This is a genomic window from Aureivirga marina, assembly GCF_015767265.1.
Lineage (GTDB): Bacteria > Bacteroidota > Bacteroidia > Flavobacteriales > Flavobacteriaceae > Aureivirga > Aureivirga marina.
Map to the genome: position 1 here is coordinate 847,842 of NZ_JADPIB010000001.1, position 17,396 is coordinate 865,237.

At 27.7% G+C, this 17,396-nt stretch carries 19 protein-coding genes; 8 read left to right on the top strand and 11 right to left on the bottom strand.

What is annotated here, in order from left to right; genetic code table 11:
- Position 1 precedes the first annotated feature (1 nt).
- The 4 genes from I1A51_RS03885 to I1A51_RS03900 all read right to left on the bottom strand — a co-directional run bounded on the left by I1A51_RS03885 (position 2) and on the right by I1A51_RS03900 (position 3,980).
- Complete coding sequence (locus tag I1A51_RS03885; RefSeq protein WP_196891284.1) at positions 2 to 469, bottom strand: IPExxxVDY family protein; 468 nt, start codon at positions 467 to 469, stop codon at positions 2 to 4.
- 180 nt (positions 470 to 649) lie between these two features.
- Entirely contained in the window at positions 650 to 2,191 is a 1,542-nt protein-coding gene (locus tag I1A51_RS03890; RefSeq protein ID WP_196891285.1) for a DUF6770 family protein, read from the bottom strand.
- A gap of 8 nt (positions 2,192 to 2,199) precedes the next feature.
- Positions 2,200 to 3,543 carry a M48 family metallopeptidase gene (locus I1A51_RS03895; RefSeq protein WP_196891287.1) on the bottom strand — a complete coding sequence of 448 codons (1,344 nt, stop codon included), beginning with the start codon at positions 3,541 to 3,543 and terminating at the stop codon, positions 2,200 to 2,202.
- Positions 3,544 to 3,671: 128 nt separating this feature from the next.
- Positions 3,672 to 3,980, bottom strand: a complete 309-nt coding sequence (locus tag I1A51_RS03900) for a hypothetical protein (RefSeq protein ID WP_196891289.1) — start codon at positions 3,978 to 3,980, stop codon at positions 3,672 to 3,674.
- 175 nt (positions 3,981 to 4,155) lie between these two features.
- On the opposite strand from I1A51_RS03900, the gene I1A51_RS03905 reads away from it, so the two are divergent.
- Entirely contained in the window at positions 4,156 to 5,190 is a 1,035-nt protein-coding gene (locus tag I1A51_RS03905; RefSeq protein ID WP_196891290.1) for an asparaginase, read from the top strand.
- A gap of 19 nt (positions 5,191 to 5,209) precedes the next feature.
- On the opposite strand, the gene I1A51_RS03910 is transcribed toward I1A51_RS03905, so the two are convergent.
- From I1A51_RS03910 to I1A51_RS03925, 4 genes are all read right to left on the bottom strand, one after another.
- A complete protein-coding gene (locus I1A51_RS03910) occupies positions 5,210 to 6,529 on the bottom strand; it encodes an ATP-dependent DNA helicase (RefSeq protein ID WP_196891292.1) in 1,320 nt (439 codons plus the stop codon).
- Between the two features lie 7 nt (positions 6,530 to 6,536).
- Positions 6,537 to 7,529 (bottom strand): BtrH N-terminal domain-containing protein, encoded by a 993-nt coding sequence (locus I1A51_RS03915; RefSeq protein WP_196891294.1) that lies wholly within the window; start codon positions 7,527 to 7,529, stop codon positions 6,537 to 6,539.
- A 2-nt stretch (positions 7,530 to 7,531) separates the two neighbouring features.
- Entirely contained in the window at positions 7,532 to 8,377 is an 846-nt protein-coding gene (locus tag I1A51_RS03920; protein WP_196891296.1) for an AraC family transcriptional regulator, read from the bottom strand.
- 133 nt (positions 8,378 to 8,510) lie between these two features.
- Positions 8,511 to 10,280: a 1-deoxy-D-xylulose-5-phosphate synthase gene (locus I1A51_RS03925; protein WP_196891298.1), complete on the bottom strand. Its 1,770-nt coding sequence runs from the start codon at positions 10,278 to 10,280 to the stop codon at positions 8,511 to 8,513.
- 78 nt (positions 10,281 to 10,358) lie between these two features.
- Between I1A51_RS03925 and I1A51_RS03930 the strand changes: the two genes are divergently transcribed.
- The 7 genes from I1A51_RS03930 (at position 10,359) to I1A51_RS03960 (ending at position 13,795) form a co-directional block, all read left to right on the top strand.
- Positions 10,359 to 10,802 carry a nucleoside deaminase gene (locus I1A51_RS03930; protein WP_196891299.1) on the top strand — a complete coding sequence of 148 codons (444 nt, stop codon included), beginning with the start codon at positions 10,359 to 10,361 and terminating at the stop codon, positions 10,800 to 10,802.
- A gap of 1 nt (position 10,803) precedes the next feature.
- Positions 10,804 to 11,460 carry a spermidine synthase gene (locus I1A51_RS03935; RefSeq protein ID WP_231373960.1) on the top strand — a complete coding sequence of 219 codons (657 nt, stop codon included), beginning with the start codon at positions 10,804 to 10,806 and terminating at the stop codon, positions 11,458 to 11,460.
- Entirely contained in the window at positions 11,453 to 11,950 is a 498-nt protein-coding gene (locus tag I1A51_RS03940; RefSeq protein WP_196891301.1) for a hypothetical protein, read from the top strand. Before I1A51_RS03935 ends, I1A51_RS03940 begins: the two co-directional genes overlap by 8 nt.
- 165 nt (positions 11,951 to 12,115) lie before the next feature.
- Positions 12,116 to 12,526, top strand: coding sequence for an ester cyclase (locus tag I1A51_RS03945; protein ID WP_196891303.1), 411 nt, complete (start codon positions 12,116 to 12,118; stop codon positions 12,524 to 12,526).
- A gap of 26 nt (positions 12,527 to 12,552) precedes the next feature.
- The gene (locus I1A51_RS03950) at positions 12,553 to 12,960 is read left to right on the top strand and encodes an ester cyclase (RefSeq protein ID WP_196891305.1); all 408 of its coding nucleotides are present in this window, start codon (positions 12,553 to 12,555) and stop codon (positions 12,958 to 12,960) included.
- Between the two features lie 2 nt (positions 12,961 to 12,962).
- On the top strand, positions 12,963 to 13,367 hold the full coding sequence (locus tag I1A51_RS03955; RefSeq protein ID WP_196891307.1) for an ester cyclase: 405 nt from the start codon (positions 12,963 to 12,965) through the stop codon (positions 13,365 to 13,367).
- 20 nt (positions 13,368 to 13,387) lie between these two features.
- Positions 13,388 to 13,795, top strand: a complete 408-nt coding sequence (locus I1A51_RS03960; RefSeq protein WP_196891308.1) for an ester cyclase — start codon at positions 13,388 to 13,390, stop codon at positions 13,793 to 13,795.
- Positions 13,796 to 13,845: 50 nt separating this feature from the next.
- Here the strand turns inward: I1A51_RS03960 and amaB are convergent, their stop codons facing one another.
- The 3 genes from amaB to I1A51_RS03975 form a co-directional block, all read right to left on the bottom strand.
- Positions 13,846 to 15,390 (bottom strand): L-piperidine-6-carboxylate dehydrogenase, encoded by a 1,545-nt coding sequence (amaB, locus tag I1A51_RS03965; RefSeq protein WP_196891310.1) that lies wholly within the window; start codon positions 15,388 to 15,390, stop codon positions 13,846 to 13,848.
- Between the two features lie 123 nt (positions 15,391 to 15,513).
- Positions 15,514 to 16,173, bottom strand: a complete 660-nt coding sequence (locus I1A51_RS03970) for a LysE family translocator (protein ID WP_196891312.1) — start codon at positions 16,171 to 16,173, stop codon at positions 15,514 to 15,516.
- 113 nt (positions 16,174 to 16,286) lie between these two features.
- Positions 16,287 to 17,342 carry a ferredoxin--NADP reductase gene (locus I1A51_RS03975; RefSeq protein ID WP_196891313.1) on the bottom strand — a complete coding sequence of 352 codons (1,056 nt, stop codon included), beginning with the start codon at positions 17,340 to 17,342 and terminating at the stop codon, positions 16,287 to 16,289.
- Between the last annotated feature and the right edge of the window lie 54 nt (positions 17,343 to 17,396).

Below are 17,396 nucleotides of genomic sequence, written 5' to 3' on the forward strand. Positions count from 1 at the left end.
GTTAAAAAATTAAAAAGTCTTTTGATTTTAAAGATTGAGGATTTATCGAGTAAGAGGTCATTACTTGTTCTATCTCATTAATTTTATTGACAAGAACATTTACATCTTGCTCTTTCAAATCTCGATCTATTTTCAAAAAAAAATCTACCTTCTTTTTTTCAGGTATTAAATAAACAGCTGTATTTATACTTTCACTTATCTCTTCAAATAAAGTTTCTGAATTCTTAGAAACCTCTTCATTTTCAGATTTATTTGCAATTAAAAAGTAATCCGTAAAATTGTGTTCATCTCGGAATTCAAAAATACAAAAACTAGATTTCTTATTCGTGAATTCTAAGTTATTTTTAGATTTTTCAAGACTTGTATTGATTTTTTGATTAATTAAATATGCCAATCGATAATCTTCTTCGATAGTATGGATTCCTATAAGTGTGTAATCATAATTTATATCAATAGAAAGTGTTTGCATACTTTGTTCTTATATATCTTTTCTTAAATGTAAAAATATTACTTTTAAAAGAGATATTATTTAATATTCTTTAAATATATTAAATCGAAGCATTAAAAAACTTATAGAAACTCTTTTTTTTAAGAAATAAAAAAGCCCGTGTCTAAAACACAGGCTTTTTTATAAAATATGGATTAAAATTTATTCCACTTCCACTTTTTCTAAGTGAAGCGTTGATTTTTTTGTTTTCTTATCATATTCATAAATCATCACATGACCAAGTTTTGCTGGATATGCTTTGATTGATTTATTCTTATTTGACAAATAAAATTTAGATTCTTTAAATTCTCCATCTTGATAAATAATAGTTTTATAAGAATATTTATTTTTTTCTCCTTTTAATCTTTCATAATCAATAAAAGTAGAATATAATCTGTTATTCTTACTATCTTTTTGTGTATTTACATAGTCAAAATCTCCTCTTGCTTTTGCTACTAAAGCTCCAATTTGTGGAGAACTTAATCCTGCAATATTAGGAACTTTTGATTTTCCTTTATCGAATTTTACAATATCAACTAATTCAAAGTTTTCAGAAAATTTAAAAAAGAAAGCATCTGTAATTACCAAATTACTAATATCTGCTGAACTTCCACCACCTAAGGCAAATGCGGCAATTCCTCCTGCACTCGCTCTTTTTCTATATTGTTCTCCAATTCCAATATATCCTTCATCAACTTTTATAATGTTATGGAAAAAGATAAAGTTTTTTCCCTTTTCATTATTTAATTCTTGAAATTTACTAAATATTTCATCTTTCCAACTTATTCTTTCATCACTAATTTTTTCTCCTGCATATGTATATTTTTGTAAAAATAATCCATCACTTTTAAGTTTCTTCGTACTCTTATAATCAGGATAATATTCCCCCATCAAAATAATATGTTCATCTGTAAATGATGCATTTGTCATCATTATTAAATCTTCTACGTTTTTGGAATCTTTATTAAATTCTTTTTCAAAAATTACTTTACCATTGTCTATGTTTACAACTTTTAAATGATGTGAAGTTTTTTTAGACATTAAAGATTTTCTATTAATTTCAGCAAATACGATTACTTTATCATTATAACCATAAACTTGCATACTTCTATGTAATTTATCTTTTTTATATTCTCCAAACATCCAATTCTTTCCTCCACTTGTTGAAATATAATGCATTCTATATTTCATTTTTTTAATAAGTGTCATATAACTTATAATATATCCTTTATTATCAATAGGATAAATTTGAATAATTTGATTTAATCCAAATCTCTTTCCCATTCCACTTATAAATTTCAAATCTTTCTCAGAAACTTCAAATTCATAAGGTTCTAATAATTCTCCTTTTCTATTATATCCTACAGTTTTAATAACTTTTTGTTTATAATTTATAAAGATTAAGGAAATTTGATCTCCATTATAAGCTGCATCAACTAAAGAAATTTTCTTATCATCTATATATTTTTTCCTTGCAACTTCATTTAAATTTTTATCTAAAAGAACAATAACATATTCTGCTTTTCCTTTTTTTAAATTGTCAACTTTATAAAAGAAGTAAAATCCATCAACTTCATTATTTTTATCATCTAAAGTTCCAGATTTTATAAGTTTATATTCGGAAACACCTTCGATTGTTTTAGTTTGTCCAAAACTAGTTAGTACTGAAAACATCAATACAATTAAAAGCAATAATTTTTTCATTTTGTAAATTATAATTGTTTATAAAAAGTGTAATAAGATTCTAATTCTTTTCTATTTTTTTCTTCAATATGGTAAGTTAAAAAGGCTTTAGAAAGTTTCTTTAATTGATAAAGACTAATGTTGTGCATAAACTTTCTAATTGAATTCAAGTTTTCTTCATTCCATCTATCATTCGGATGTGGAATTTCTTTTCCTATCAATCGATTTTTTTTAATAAAATAAAGCTTCTTTAGTAAGCTACCTAAATCTTCGTAATATTCTTCATTTCCTTTTGCAATTTCAGATGAAATCAAATAAAATGCGATATCAAGTTTTGCATGATCTATTGACGTTTTTACACAAAGTTTTTTAGCAATTCTACTTAATTCTTTATATTCATTATTTGTTTCTTCACTTGCAATTGTTATCTCTTTTTCTTTTATTTTTTCAACTCTTTCCTTTATATGAGGATGTGACCGAATCGAATCTTTATTTATTTCATAATCATTAGTTTTCGCATCCAAATCAAACATCATTTCCTCTTCCTCTAATAATGTAAAATCAAATTTATATCCATTTACATTAAACAACGATTTCCAATTTACTTCTTCTTTAAAAACTAATTCTTCTAATTTTCCTAATTTTTCAAGAGCTGAAACCGATGCATTTACATCAAACCCTGTCTTTTTATAAAATTGAAATCCTAAAGAATCTGCTTCTAATTCATTTTTCCTTGAATTTTTCTTAAACGCGAAATTCATTTTTTTTAAGAAAGCTCTCGCAGCAGTTCCTTTTCCATATTTCATTTTTTTAATTCGTTTCGTATTATTCTTTAAATCTTCTGAATTAAAAGCAGACATCATAGAATCTATTTTAGCTTTACTATGTTTCAATTCTTGATGTGCATATTCATGTGATAACACAAAAGCTAATTCTGCATCACTTTCTAAAAGGAAAAACAACCCCAAATTTACTGTAAATAGTCCGTTTCCATAAGACGATGCATTTGGTATAATATTTTTATCTATTAAAGTATAATGACTTTGCTGAATAATTTGTGGATTGGAAGCAACAATTTTCTCAAAAATAGATGTCAATTTATCATTTAAAATTTTATTGAAAACATAAACACTATCATTAAAATTTCCTTTTAATGACACGAGCATATTGTCATAAATTTCTACTTTATCTTTCTTATATTTATCAGAATAAACTTCATCTTTTTTTTGTTTAATTACTTTTTCTATTTGTTGAATAACCTGTTCTCTTTTTCCAAAATTTGAGTAAGAATATTCATTTTTATTAGTTTGACTATATGACAAAAAACACCATGTCATAAAGAAACATAGAGCAACTATATTTTTTCTATTCATAACAAATACAAAATTACATTTTTTATATTTATAACAAAAAAAATGTTATTTTTTTTAATTAATAAAAAAGTCTATGTTAATAAACACAGACTTTATCATATATATTTAAAATAAGAAGTTTTTATTTTTTATTCCATATACTTTAATCTTCGTAAAATTTCCGAAATTTCCGAAACATTTGAAAAACCATATCCGTTTACTAAAATTCCTTTTTTTGTTCCATTTCGTTCTTGAATCGCAAAAACAGCAACTTCATCTGACGGATCTGTATTTCCTTCATAACGATATATTCCAGCAATTTCATAATCTTCCAAATCATATTTAGAATGCTCACAAATCAAGCAATTTTCTTTTAAATTAAAATCAATTGTAAATCCTTCTTTTTGTAATTCAGCAATTGCTTCTGAAACGGTATTATAATGCATAAACTCTTTCATAATCACTTGACCTTAAAATTAAAACATTAAATTAACCATTCATCTTTTTATATTAAAATATTGAATCATAATTTTTTACAAACTTTCCAATTTTAATTCTAAAAATCCTTTCCATAATTCTTCTTTTTCTAAGTATATTTGAGACAAATAATTACAATCTATATTTCAATTTAAAATGGCAAATAATCCAAAAATTTTATTACTGTACACAGGAGGTACAATTGGTATGATTAAAGATTATCAAACTGGAGCTTTGAGACCTTTCAACTTTGAAAAAATTCTGGAAAGAATCCCCGAACTTCATCAATTAGGTTGTGATATAGAAACCATTTCTTTCGAAAAACCAATTGATTCTTCTAATATGAATATTCCATATTGGAATCAAATCACGGAAATTATCGAACAGAATTATCAAAAATATGATGGTTTTGTTGTGCTTACTGGTTCTGATACAATGGCATATACTTCTTCTGCAATTAGTTTTATGTTTGAAAATCTTCAAAAACCAGTAATTTTTACAGGTTCGCAACTTCCAATTGGAGATTTAAGAACGGATGCAAAAGAAAATTTAATTACTTCTATTCATATTGCTGCTTCTCAAAATGAAGATGGAAATCCAATAATTCAAGAAGTTTGTCTTTATTTTGAATACAAACTTTATCGTGCAAATAGAACAACAAAAATAAATGCGGATCAATTTGAAGCATTTACTTCTATGAATTTTCCTCCGCTTGCCGAAAGTGGTGTTAAATTAAAATTCAATGAACATTTACTTCTTGGAAAAGGAAATTTAGAAGAGAATTTAGTTGTTAGAAAAAACATGATTAATGATGTTGTAATTCTAAAAATTTTCCCAGGAATTACGGAAACAACTGTGAAAGCAATTTTAAATATTCCAAACCTGAAAGGTGTCGTTTTAGAAACTTATGGTTCTGGAAATGCTCCAACAAAATCTTGGTTCGTAAATCTTTTAAAAGAAGCAATTGATAAAAATATTCGCATTGTAGATGTTACACAATGTGCTGGTGGGAGTGTCATTCTTGGACATTATGAAACAAGTCAAGAATTACAAAAAATTGGCGTTATTAACGGAAAAGATATCACAACAGAATCTGCAATTGTAAAACTGATGTATCTTCTTGGAGAAAATCTTTCTTTTGAAGAATTTAGAAAATATTTTGAATTATCACTTCGTGGTGAATTAACATAAAAACACTTTAAATCTGATATTATTTTCGTTGTAAAAAAGCTTGTACTTTTTCATCAACAATAATATCAGATCTTTGTATTTCTTGTTTTAAAACCAAACCTCCAAAACTTCTACATCGACTCAAAGCAACATAAGTTTGTCCGTGTGCAAAACTTCCATTTCCCAAATCAATTATAGCATTTTGAAAACTTTTTCCTTGACTTTTATGAATCGTAACTGCCCAAGCCAATTTCAAAGGAATTTGTGTATAATATCCTAAATTAATTCGCTGAAATCTTCCATTTTCAAAAGCATATTTTGAAATTTCCCAAGTAAAAGGTCGAACTTCAACTTCTTTCCCATTCTCTAATTTCACAAAAATTACATCTAAATATTCTTCGGATTCTTTATCAAAAACAATCTCATGTTTTGTTATAATTCCAATCGTTCCATTTACCCAACGTTTTTTTACATCATTTTGAATAAACATCACTTGCGCGCCAATTTTCACATGAATTATTGGATTGTTCGGTTGTAAACTTCCTATTTCTCCATGTTTTATCGCTTTAAATTGAATTAATTTTTCTGGAAGCGCATTTAATTTTTTATTGTTAATTGTCGTTGCAATCTGATTGGTAGAAACTAAATGAATATACGGTTGATTTTGGTTTGGCTGAAAATCTTTTTCAACTCTTTGATTCATAAAATTTAAATCAGAATCAGAAATTTCACCCAATCGAATTTTATTTAAAACTTCAATAAAATCAATATCTGATTGACGAAAAACTTTATTTAGTTCTTTAATTTTTAAATCAAATGCAGGTGTAAACAAATCCTTTTGTTGAAAAACATGTGCAGAAAAGAAATAAGGCGTTTTATATTTTTGAAAATAATCACTTTCCGTATCTTCATTCACAACAGGTGGAAGCTGAAATAAATCACCAAAAAACAACATTCGAACACCTCCAAAATCCACTTGTGTCTTTTTAGCTTTTCGCAATAAAATATCAATTGCATCTAAAATATCTGCACGAACCATTGAAATTTCATCAATCAAAATTGTTTCAACAGCTCTTAATTTTTCAATCAAAAATCGATTTATTCGAACATTTTTTGCTTCATCTAATTCATATCCTGGTTTTAATCGAAAAAACGAATGAATCGTATCTCCATTTACATTGATCGCAGCAATTCCTGTCGGAGCAAGCACAACAATATCTTTATTTCTTTCACAAATATGTTTTAATAAAGTTGATTTTCCAGTTCCTGCTTTTCCTGTAATAAATAAGTTTTTATCTGTATTTTCAATCAAATCGATAATCTCCTTTTTATCTTCTGAAAATGTAAATGTTTCCTGCATTTGTCAATTATTTCTTCGACAAATCTAGGAATAATTTTTCCATTGTTTGTTGCTCTTTCTCTCCAATTTCTAGAAATAATTCTGAAGCTTTTTCTACATATTTTTTCTCTTTTGTTTTAGCTATTTTTAAAAATAATTCTGAAATTTCTTTCCATAAAATTGCAATTTCCACAAAAGATTTAGAAGCTTCTAAATATGCTTTATTTCCTGTAATTTCATAAGCTTCTTTTAAAAAATCACGATAAATATTTCGAAATAATGAACCTCCTGTTCCTCCATTTTCCATGATAGATGCAGAAGTTTCAAAATCAGATTCTATTGTTTTTGTTCTTTCAAACCATTTTTTTACTTCTTCACTAGTTTTAAAAATTCCTTTATATCCAAAATTGCGAATTGGCGGATTTAAATATTCTTTTATATTTCTTAAAACTGCCTCATTAATGATAGTTTTTACCTCTGGAATTTTTCCTTTTTTTTCAATTGTATAACTTAAATTTCTCGATGATAAAGGTCCTCTTTCATTTCTTGCCAATTCCAAGTTTTTTAAAGAAGTTTTCACAGAACTTCCTCCTTGCCTTTTCGTATCTACTAAAAAAGCATCTTTTTCGTCAAATCCATAAATCGCTGCATAATGCGCTGCAAAATGAATCTTTCTCGTAAAATAATCTAAATGATAACAATCCAATTTTAAACCAACTACTTTTCCTTCATTTAAAGCTGTTTCTACATTTTTCCACGCTTTTTTTATTGAAGTTGTTTCTTTAATTTCTAAATGTAAATCTAAGTTTTTACATAAATTTTTTGTGATAAAATCACTTCGAATTCTCCCTCCAATAAATGGAAAATTCATTCCTTTAAAACTCATAAAACCATAAGCAAATCCTTCTCCAAGTCCAAATAACATTGGTTCGGAAAGTTCAATTCCTAATTGATTTAATAAAGTTCCTGTTGCTGTTGTTTCACAATGTTGACCTTCAAAAGCTTTAATTTTTAATTTCATTTTTATGCGATTGGAATATAAATTTCGGTTACTAATTCTTCTTCTCTAACAAATCTTGGATCTTTTAAATAAACTTCAAAAGTTGGCGTATTTCGAAGTTCATAATCCGTTTCTAAAAGCCAATGTTCATAAAGATAATCATGAAAATTTTCTAATTCTTGCAAAGGACCATAATGTAAAAAAACAGCATATTTTCCTCCTTTTATTGTTTCAATTTCAAAATCATCAGACTTTTTAATCTCATTTTGTAATGTAAAAGCAACATCGTATCTACAATTTTTTGCTTCTGTAACATTCGGATCATCATAGTAAATTCCTATTCTTTCTTCTGTTGATAAATCAACATTATTTTTTTCCAAAATAGCTCTCAATTTCGCTCTTGTTCCACTAAAATCCATTTCATTTAAAGAACTTTGTAAACGAATAAAAGCTACTTTTTTTGGTTTAATTTCAATAATATTTACAGAAGCTTCATATGTTTTTTTCGTTTTAATAGACTTTTTCTGAATAGTCAAATTTTTATTTTCACGAAATTCTTTTGGATTAAAACCATAGAATTTTTTAAATCTTTTTGTCAAACTTGAAGGAGTTTCAAATCCAACTTCATAAGCAATTTCCGAAATCGGTTTTGAAGAATAACGAAGTAAATTTGCTGCTTTTTCAACACGTAATCTTGTGATAAATTCACCCAAGTTTTCATCTAACACAGCTTTTAAAATTCGATGAAAATGATATTTAGAAAGATTTGATTTTTCCGCAAGTGTTTCAAGACTCAAATGTTCACCCAAATGATCTTCAATATAATTTACAACTACATTGACTTTTTTGACATAATCAAATTTGTTCATTTGTATTCTTTTTTGGATTAAAATAATTACAATACAAAATTATGTCAGACTTCTCTCTGAAACTTGTCCTATCTTGCTTTTAATAAATAAAAAAATCGTTATTTAAATTTTACTTCAAATAACGATTTTCGACCTATAAAACTTCCAAAATTCTTTGTAGAATAGAATCATCATCAATTCCACAAACCTTTTGCAAATCATTTATTTTTCCATGCGTTACAAATTCATCTGGAATTCCTAATCGCAAACATTTTTTATTTTGATATGAATTTTCATTCATGAATTCTAGGATTGCACTTCCAAAACCTCCTACAATTGTTCCATCTTCTATAGTAATAATTGTACCAAACTTTTGAAAAATTTCATGAAGTAATTTTTTATCTAATGGTTTAACAAATTGCATGTCATAATGCGCTACTTTTCCTTTTGGAAGCTTCTTTGAAATTCGTTTGATAGAATTTCCCATATTTCCGATAGTTAAAACAGCTATTTCAGAACCTTCTTGTAAACACCTTCCCTTTCCAATTTCAATTTTCTCAAATGGTTTTTCCCAATGAATATGTTCTCCTAATCCTCTAGGGTAACGAATGGCTAAAGGGCTTTCAATTCCTAATTGCGAAGTAAATAACATATTTCGCAAAGCAATTTCATCCATAGGAGCGAAAATTGTCATGTTTGGAATTAAACGTAAATAAGCTATATCGAAAACTCCATGATGGGTTGGGCCATCTTCACCCACCAAACCAGCTCTATCTATACAAAAAATAACTGGTAAATTTTGTAAAGCAACATCATGAATAATTTGATCATAACTTCTTTGTAAAAAAGTGGAATAAATTACACAATAAGGAATCATTCCTTGTGTTGCAAAACCAGCAGCTAAAGTAACTGCATGTTCTTCTGAAATTCCTACATCAATTGCTCTTTCAGGAAACTCTTCCATCATATACGTCAATGAAGAACCTGTTGGCATTGCTGGGGTTATTGCAACAATTTTTGCATTTTTCTTTGCTAATTCTAAAATTGTCTTTCCAAAAACTTCTTGATATTTTATTGGTGAAGCTTCTATTTTTTTAGGAAACAAATCACCTGTTTTACTATCAAATTTTCCTGGCGCATGATATTTTACTTGATTCGCTTCTGCTTGTCTTAAACCTTTTCCTTTTACTGTTTTTACATGTAAAATTTTTGGTCCTTTAATCTTTTTAATTTCTTCTAACTCTTCTAGTAAAGTAGAAATATCATGTCCATCCACAACTCCGAAATATGGAATATTAAAACTTTCAAAAACGGAATTTGCGGAATTTTCGATGGAAGAAATATTTTCAAAATGATGTTTTAAAGCTCCAACACTTGGATCAATTCCAATGGAATTATCATTTAAAACTACAAGAACATTCGCATTTGTTTCTCCTAAATGATTTAAAGCTTCCAAAGACATTCCAGAAACAATTGATGCATCTCCAATAACAGCAATATGATGTTTTTCAGTTTCTCCTTTTAATTTTGAAGCTAAAGCCATTCCGAGAATTGCAGAAATGGAAGTTGAAGAATGTCCAACACCAAAAGCATCATAAATACTTTCTGCAATTTTTGGAAAACCAGCAATTCCTCCAAATTGTCGATTTGTATGAAATTGTTCTTTTCTTCCAGTTAAAATTTTATGACCATAAGCTTGATGACCAACATCCCAAACAAGTAAATCTTCTGGAGTTTTAAAACAATAATGCAAAGCAATTGTCAATTCTACAACTCCCAAACTTGCTCCAAGATGTCCTTCTTTTGAAGCTACTATTTCGATGATAAATTCACGTAATTCTGTTGCTAATTGAGTTAATTCTTCAACAGAAAAATTTCGAATATCTTTTGGTTCCTTTATATGTTCTAATATCCTTCTTTCCACTTTGCAAAATTACGTATTTTAGTTTTGTTCAAATAAAAATTATCCTGCGTAATTTTGTAAAACATAAAAATCAACTTCATGATACAACCATTTGACGATATCTATTTTATGAAAAAGGCTTTAAATGAAGCCGAAATTGCTTTTGATAAAGGGGAAGTTCCAGTTGGAGCTGTGATAGTTATGCAAAATCAAATTATTGCAAAAGCTCATAATTTAACGGAAACTTTAGGAGATGTAACTGCACATGCAGAAATGCAAGTTTTTACGGCTGCTGCAAATTATTTGGGTGGAAAATTTTTAAAAGAATGCACGCTTTATGTGACTTTAGAGCCTTGTCAGATGTGTGCTGGAGCAAGTTATTGGACACAAATTGGAAAAATTGTCTATGGAGCAAGTGAACCAAAGCGTGGTTTTAAAGCTTTAAATACAACTTTACATCCGAAAACGGAAGTTGTTAATGGAATTTTAGAAGAAGAATGCGCAGATTTATTAAAACGTTTTTTCAGAAATCGTAGAGGATAAAATGAATGAAAATTTGAAAAAATATTTTAGTTATGTGTTTCCTTTAACTAAAAAAATTCCTTCTGAATTTAGTGGAAATCTTGAAATTACTTGGTATAACGGTAAGAAGTATTTAAATACGAAAAATGCAAATTATTCTTATGGTTCTCTTCAGAAAATTTTACATTTTGGATTGGAAAAAATTTCTTTAAAAAATTATAATTCTATATTAATTCTGGGAATGGGTGGAGGAAGTGTAATTCAAACTTTAAGAAATGATTTTCATTTTAAAAAAAAGATTACAACTTTAGATATTGATCCGAAAATTATTGAAATTGCAAAATCCGAATTTGGAATTCATGAAAATGAAAATCTTGAAATTCTTTGTGAAGATGCTTTTCATTTTGTAGAAAAAAAGCTAATTTTTGACGGAATTATCATCGATTTATTTATTGATTCAAATGTTCCAGAAAAATTTTACAAAAAAGATTTTTGGAAAAATGTGATGAAAAATATTTCAAAAAATGGATTTATTATTTTCAATGCTTCTTTAGAAAATACTATTCAAAATGAATTAGAAAATATTCAAAAACTTTTGGAAGAAAATGGATTTCAAATTTCTATTTTTGAAAAAGTAGAAAACACAAATACTTTAGTTTTAGCATTAAAAAATGAATAAGAACTTACTTAACTTTCCTTTATATGTAGGAATAATAATCGCTGTTTTTGGAGGGATTTTGTCTTTATTTTTAAACAATTCAATGTTTTTAAAAGTTATGCATGGCGGTTTATGGCTTTTTGAAATTTATGGTATTTTACTTTTACTTTGGAAAGGAACTTTACGAAAAACGCGCTATTTTTTATTTATCATTTTCTCTTTTTTACTTCTTGGAATTGGTGTTTTTTTTAAAATTAAATTTCAAAATTCCTACATAATTCCTATTGGAGTTTTAGGAATCATCTCTTCTTATTTTTTACATTTTACTAAGAAAAAACAAAAAAAATTATTGGATTTTGTAAAACTTCTTTGGGTAATTATTTCCTATCTCACTATTGGAAGTGTTTTTCTTTTTCAACTTCCGAAAGATTTAATGTTTTATGCAAATATGATTCTTTGGATTGCAATCTTAATCTATTTGAAAAATGACTATAAAAATAATAACACATAAAAATTGCTATAAAACCATAACAAATATTTAAGTTTTGCGATAAATTTCTGTTAAATAAAATTCACAAATTACCTTATTTCACAAAGTATCAATAACTTGTAGTAATTTTCTTTTTCATAAAGAATTTTAAAAGGAAGTTAATAATTTCTATAAATCATCTTTTCTATGGTTTGCAAAAAACAAGAAGTTATCAAAACTTTAGTGAGAGAATTATTTAATGGTTACAATTTTGAAGTTTTCGATACACTTTTCACTAAAAATATGAAAAGTATGGGAACAATTGCTGGACATTTTGAAGAAAATGGGATAGATGAATTAAAATCTATTAACAATTTGTTTCAAAGTTGTTTTTCCAATTTTCATGCAGAAATCAAAGAAATTTTCTCTGAAAAAAATAAAGTTTGTGTTGTTTTAGAAGTGACAGGAATCCATGATAAAGATATTTTTATGGGAATGGAACCGAAAGGAAATAGCTTTCGATTTGAATCTTTTAATGTTTTTTATTTTGAAGGAAATTTGATTTCAGGACATTGGGGAATTTCAAATATGATTCGTCATTTAGATTTACTGAAGTAAAATGTTTTTCTAAATTCAATTTAATTATGACTTCTAAAAAAAAGCAAATTGTTGAGACACTTGTTTATGAAGTTTTCATGAAAAATAGAGTAGAATATTATGATACTTTATTCAGAAAAGACATGAAAAGTCATCAAACCTTGGAAGAATTAGATATAAATGATGTTGATGGTTTAAGGCAATTAAACATGTTGTTTCATGAGTGTTTTTCACATGTAGAATTTGAAATAGAAGAATTAATTGAAAGTGGAAATAATGTATTTGCATTATTAAAAATATCCGCAATTCATGATGGAGAAAAATTTATGGGAATGGAACCAAAAGGAAAGAAATTTACATTTGATTCTTATGATATTTTTTATTTTGAAAGAGGTTTAATCACTTTTCATAAAAGTATTACAAATATTGTCCAACAATTAGAAATGCTAAAATAGTCATGTCTTCTAAGAAAGAAATAATCGAAATAATGGTAAAGGAAATTTTCAATAATAACAATTTAGATTATTATGATATTTTATTTACAAAAGACATGGAAAGTCATATGGTTTTGGATGAATTGGATATAAATAATGTAGAAAACATGAAATCAATGATGGATGTTCTGCAAAATTGTTTTTCAAATTTAATGGTAAAATCAGAAGAAATCATTTCAGAAAGAGATAAAGCTTTTGCACTTTTTAAGTTTTCTGGAATTCATGATAAAGATAAATTTATGGGAATGGAACCAAAAGGAAAGAAAATTGAATTTGAATCTTATAATATTTTTTATTTTAAAAAGAATCAAATTTCTTTTCACAGAGGAATCACCAATGTTATTCACCAACTTAAAATGATTGAATAATTTATACTAAAACAATAAATATGTCATCTAAAAAATTAGAAATCGTAAAATCTTTAGTCGATGAAGTCTTTATAAAAGATAATCCTGATTATATGAATGAAATCTGTACAGAGGACATGGAAAGTCATTTTATTATAGACGAATTAGATATTCATGATGTTGAAGGTATAAAAACATTAAATGCAATTTTAAATCAGTGTTTTTCTGATTTAAAAGTGGAAATCGAAGATCTTTTTGCAGAAAAAAATAAAGTTTTGTTGGTTTTAAAATTTACAGGAAAACACGATAAAGAATGTTTTCTTGGAATGGAACCAAAAGGAAAAAATATAGAATTTCTGACGTATGATATTTTTTATTTCAAAGGAAATTTAATTTATTACAATCGAGGAATTACAGACGTAATTCACAAACTAGATATGTTAGAATAAAAAAAGCTGAATTTAAAAAATCCAGCTTTTATTTTTTTATGTAAAATCTATTATAAATCGAATTTGATTCCTTGTGCTAAAGGTAATTCCGTTGTATAATTGATTGTATTTGTTTGTCTTCTCATGTAGATTTTCCAAGCATCAGATCCAGACTCACGTCCACCACCTGTTTCTTTTTCACCTCCAAAAGCTCCACCGATTTCAGCTCCAGAAGTTCCAATGTTTACGTTTGCAATACCACAATCAGATCCAGCAGCAGATAAGAATCTTTCCGCTTCTCTTAAATTGTTAGTCATGATTGCAGAAGAAAGACCTTGAGCAACTCCATTTTGTAATTCGATTGCATTTTCAACATCTCCAGAATATTTCATTAAATATAAGATTGGAGCAAAAGTTTCGTGTTGAACGATTTCGAAATGGTTTTCAGCTTCAGCGATTGCTGGCTTCACATAACATCCACTTTCGTAACCTTCACCTTCTAAAACTCCACCTTCAACTAAGATATTTCCACCTTCTTCCACAACTTTAGTTAAAGCATCTTGATACATTTTAACAGCATCTTTATCGATAAGTGGACCAACATGGTTATTTTCATCTAATGGGTTTCCGATACGTAATTGTTTGTAAGCATCAACAATTGCATCTTTTACTTTATCATACATTGAATCGTGAATGATTAATCTACGAGTAGAAGTACAACGTTGTCCTGCTGTTCCAACAGCTCCAAATACAGCTCCGATTACAGTCATCTTCACATCAGCATCTGGAGTAACGATAATAGCGTTGTTTCCTCCTAATTCTAATAAAGATTTACCTAATCTTCCTGCAACAGCTTGTGCAACGATTTTACCCATTCTTGTAGAACCAGTAGCAGAAACTAAAGGAACTCTTTTATCAGCTGTCATGTATTCACCAACTTTATAATCTCCGTTTACTAAACAAGAAATTCCTTCAGGTAAATTATTTTCTTTTAATACTTCAGCGATAATATTTTGGCAAGCAACTCCACATAATGGTGCTTTTTCAGATGGTTTCCATACACAAACATCTCCACAAATCCATGCTAAAGCAGTATTCCAAGCCCAAACAGCAACTGGGAAGTTAAATGCAGAAATAATTCCTACAACTCCTAGTGGATGATATTGCTCATACATTCTGTGTCCTGGACGCTCAGAATGCATTGTTAATCCGTGTAATTGACGAGAAAGACCAACTGCGAAATCACAGATATCGATCATTTCTTGAACTTCTCCTAAACCTTCTTGTAAAGATTTTCCCATTTCGTAAGAAACTAGCTCTCCAAGTGGTTGTTTTAATTCACGTAATTTCTCTCCAAATTGGCGAACGATTTCACCTCTTTGTGGTGCTGGCATTGTACGGAAAGTTTTGAAAGCAGAAGTCGCTGATTCCATCACTCTTTCGTAATCTTCTTTTGTCGCAGAAGTTACTTTTCCGATTAATTGTCCATCTACTGGCGAATAAGAAGTGATTTCTTCACCACCTCCAAAGTTCTCAGAACCTGTAGACACACCGTGATTTAATTCTTTAAGACCTAGTTTATGTAATGTTTCTTTAATATTGTCTGTAGTCTTCATTATGAATTGTGTTATTAATAATTGACGCTAAATTACAAATAATTTAAATGTAAAAATTCAATATTTTTCAGTGTTTTACTAGAATCGATTGTTAGTTTTTAAAACTTTGGAAAGAATTCATTTTTATTCAATTCCAAGGTCTTTATTTGGTATAAATCCTTTAATCAATAAAAGAATTCCGCAAATCATTATGATTATAGCAACAGCATGTTTTATTTTTAAGATAACTTTAGGTGTTAATTTTTTCTGAAGTTGTTTTGCTAAAAATATTTTTCCTAAATCTGTAATAAAATAACTTAAGATTATCACTGCAAAAAAGTTGAAAATTCTTTTAGAATCAAAATCTAATTGCGGACCAATTCCGATTAAAATTAAAAGCCAAAAACCTAAAACACCAATATTGATAAAGTTTAGAAAAAAGCCTTTAATAAATAATTTTCCGTAAGTACTTTTTTTAGAAATTGCTTTTTTATCAACACTTTCTATATTATTTTCTTTTTCTTTCTTTTTTTGAATGTAAGAAATCAAACCATAAGAGAATAAAACTGCTCCACCAAAAAAATACAATCGTGGATCATCTTTAATTTCTTCTAAAAGTTGTTGACTTCCAAAATAAGCAACCAAAATGAAAAAAATATCTCCGAAAATCACTCCTAAATCAAAGGCAATTGCAGCTCTTGCACCTTTGATAATACTTGTTTGAAGTAACATAAAAAATACTGGTCCAATCATAAACGAAAGACCAAATCCAATTGGTATTGCTTTTAAAATGTCATTTAGCATAAAATAGTTGAAATATAATTATTGGTAAAATACAAATTCCATGTGAAACCTTAGCTTTTTTGGGGTTAAACATGGAATTTATAAAATAATATTTTATTTTGATTTACTGTATTTTATACATCATCAAAATCGATTTTTAACTTATCTGTTGTTGCATGCGCTTGGCAAGTTAAGATGTATCCATCTGCAATTTCAGAATCCGTTAGAATTGCATTATTATCCATCACAGCTTTTCCTTCTGTAACTTTTCCGATACAAGAACTACAAATTCCACCTTGACAAGAATAAGGAGCATCTAAATCTTTGTCTAACATTGCATTTAATAAAATTTCCTTTTTAGAAACTTCAATAGTTGTTTCTTCATCATCTAAAACAACGGTTACTAAAGAATTTCCATCTAAGTTTTTTGTAGCATCACTTCCTGTAGCTTCGGCAACAGAAAATAATTCAAAATGAATTTTTCCAGCTTCTACATTATTTTCTTTTAATGTTTCTGTTACTGTATTAATCATTGCTTCTGGTCCACATAAGAAATAGCCATCGAATGAAATATTTTTATGTTTATTTTTCACTAATAAATTTGTAACAGACTTATCAATTCTTCCAAACAATGCACCATCGTGTAATTTCTTACTAAACACATATTGGATTTCTAATTGCTTCGGATATGTAGCAACTAAAGCGTCAAGTTCTGCCTTAAAAATAGCATCTTCTTCAGATTTATTTCCGTAAACAAGAACGAATTTACTACTCATTTCTTGTGTTAATACAGATTTAATCATCGACATAATTGGTGTAATTCCACTTCCTGCGGCAAATGCAATATAATTTTTAGTATTTGCAGCATTTGTTTCTAATACAAACTTTCCTTCTGGTGGCGCAACATCTAAAGAATCTCCTTCTTTTAAAATAGAAACTGCATGGTTTGAGAATAATCCTTTTTCTACAGCCTTAACTGCAACTCTTAATTCTGTACTTGAAGAAGAAGAACAAATAGAATAAGCTCTTCTTACTTCTTCTCCTTTAATTTCTGTTTTTAGAGTTATATACTGTCCAGGAATAAAACTGAAAGTAGAAGCCAAATCCGTTGGCACAGTAAACGCAATGGAAACAGCCTTTTCTGTTTCTTGCTTTATTTCTTTTATTTTAAGTGTATGAAATTTTGACATGCTAAATTTTTAAGGTAACCACAAAATTACGAAACTGTTAAAAAACCTGCACTA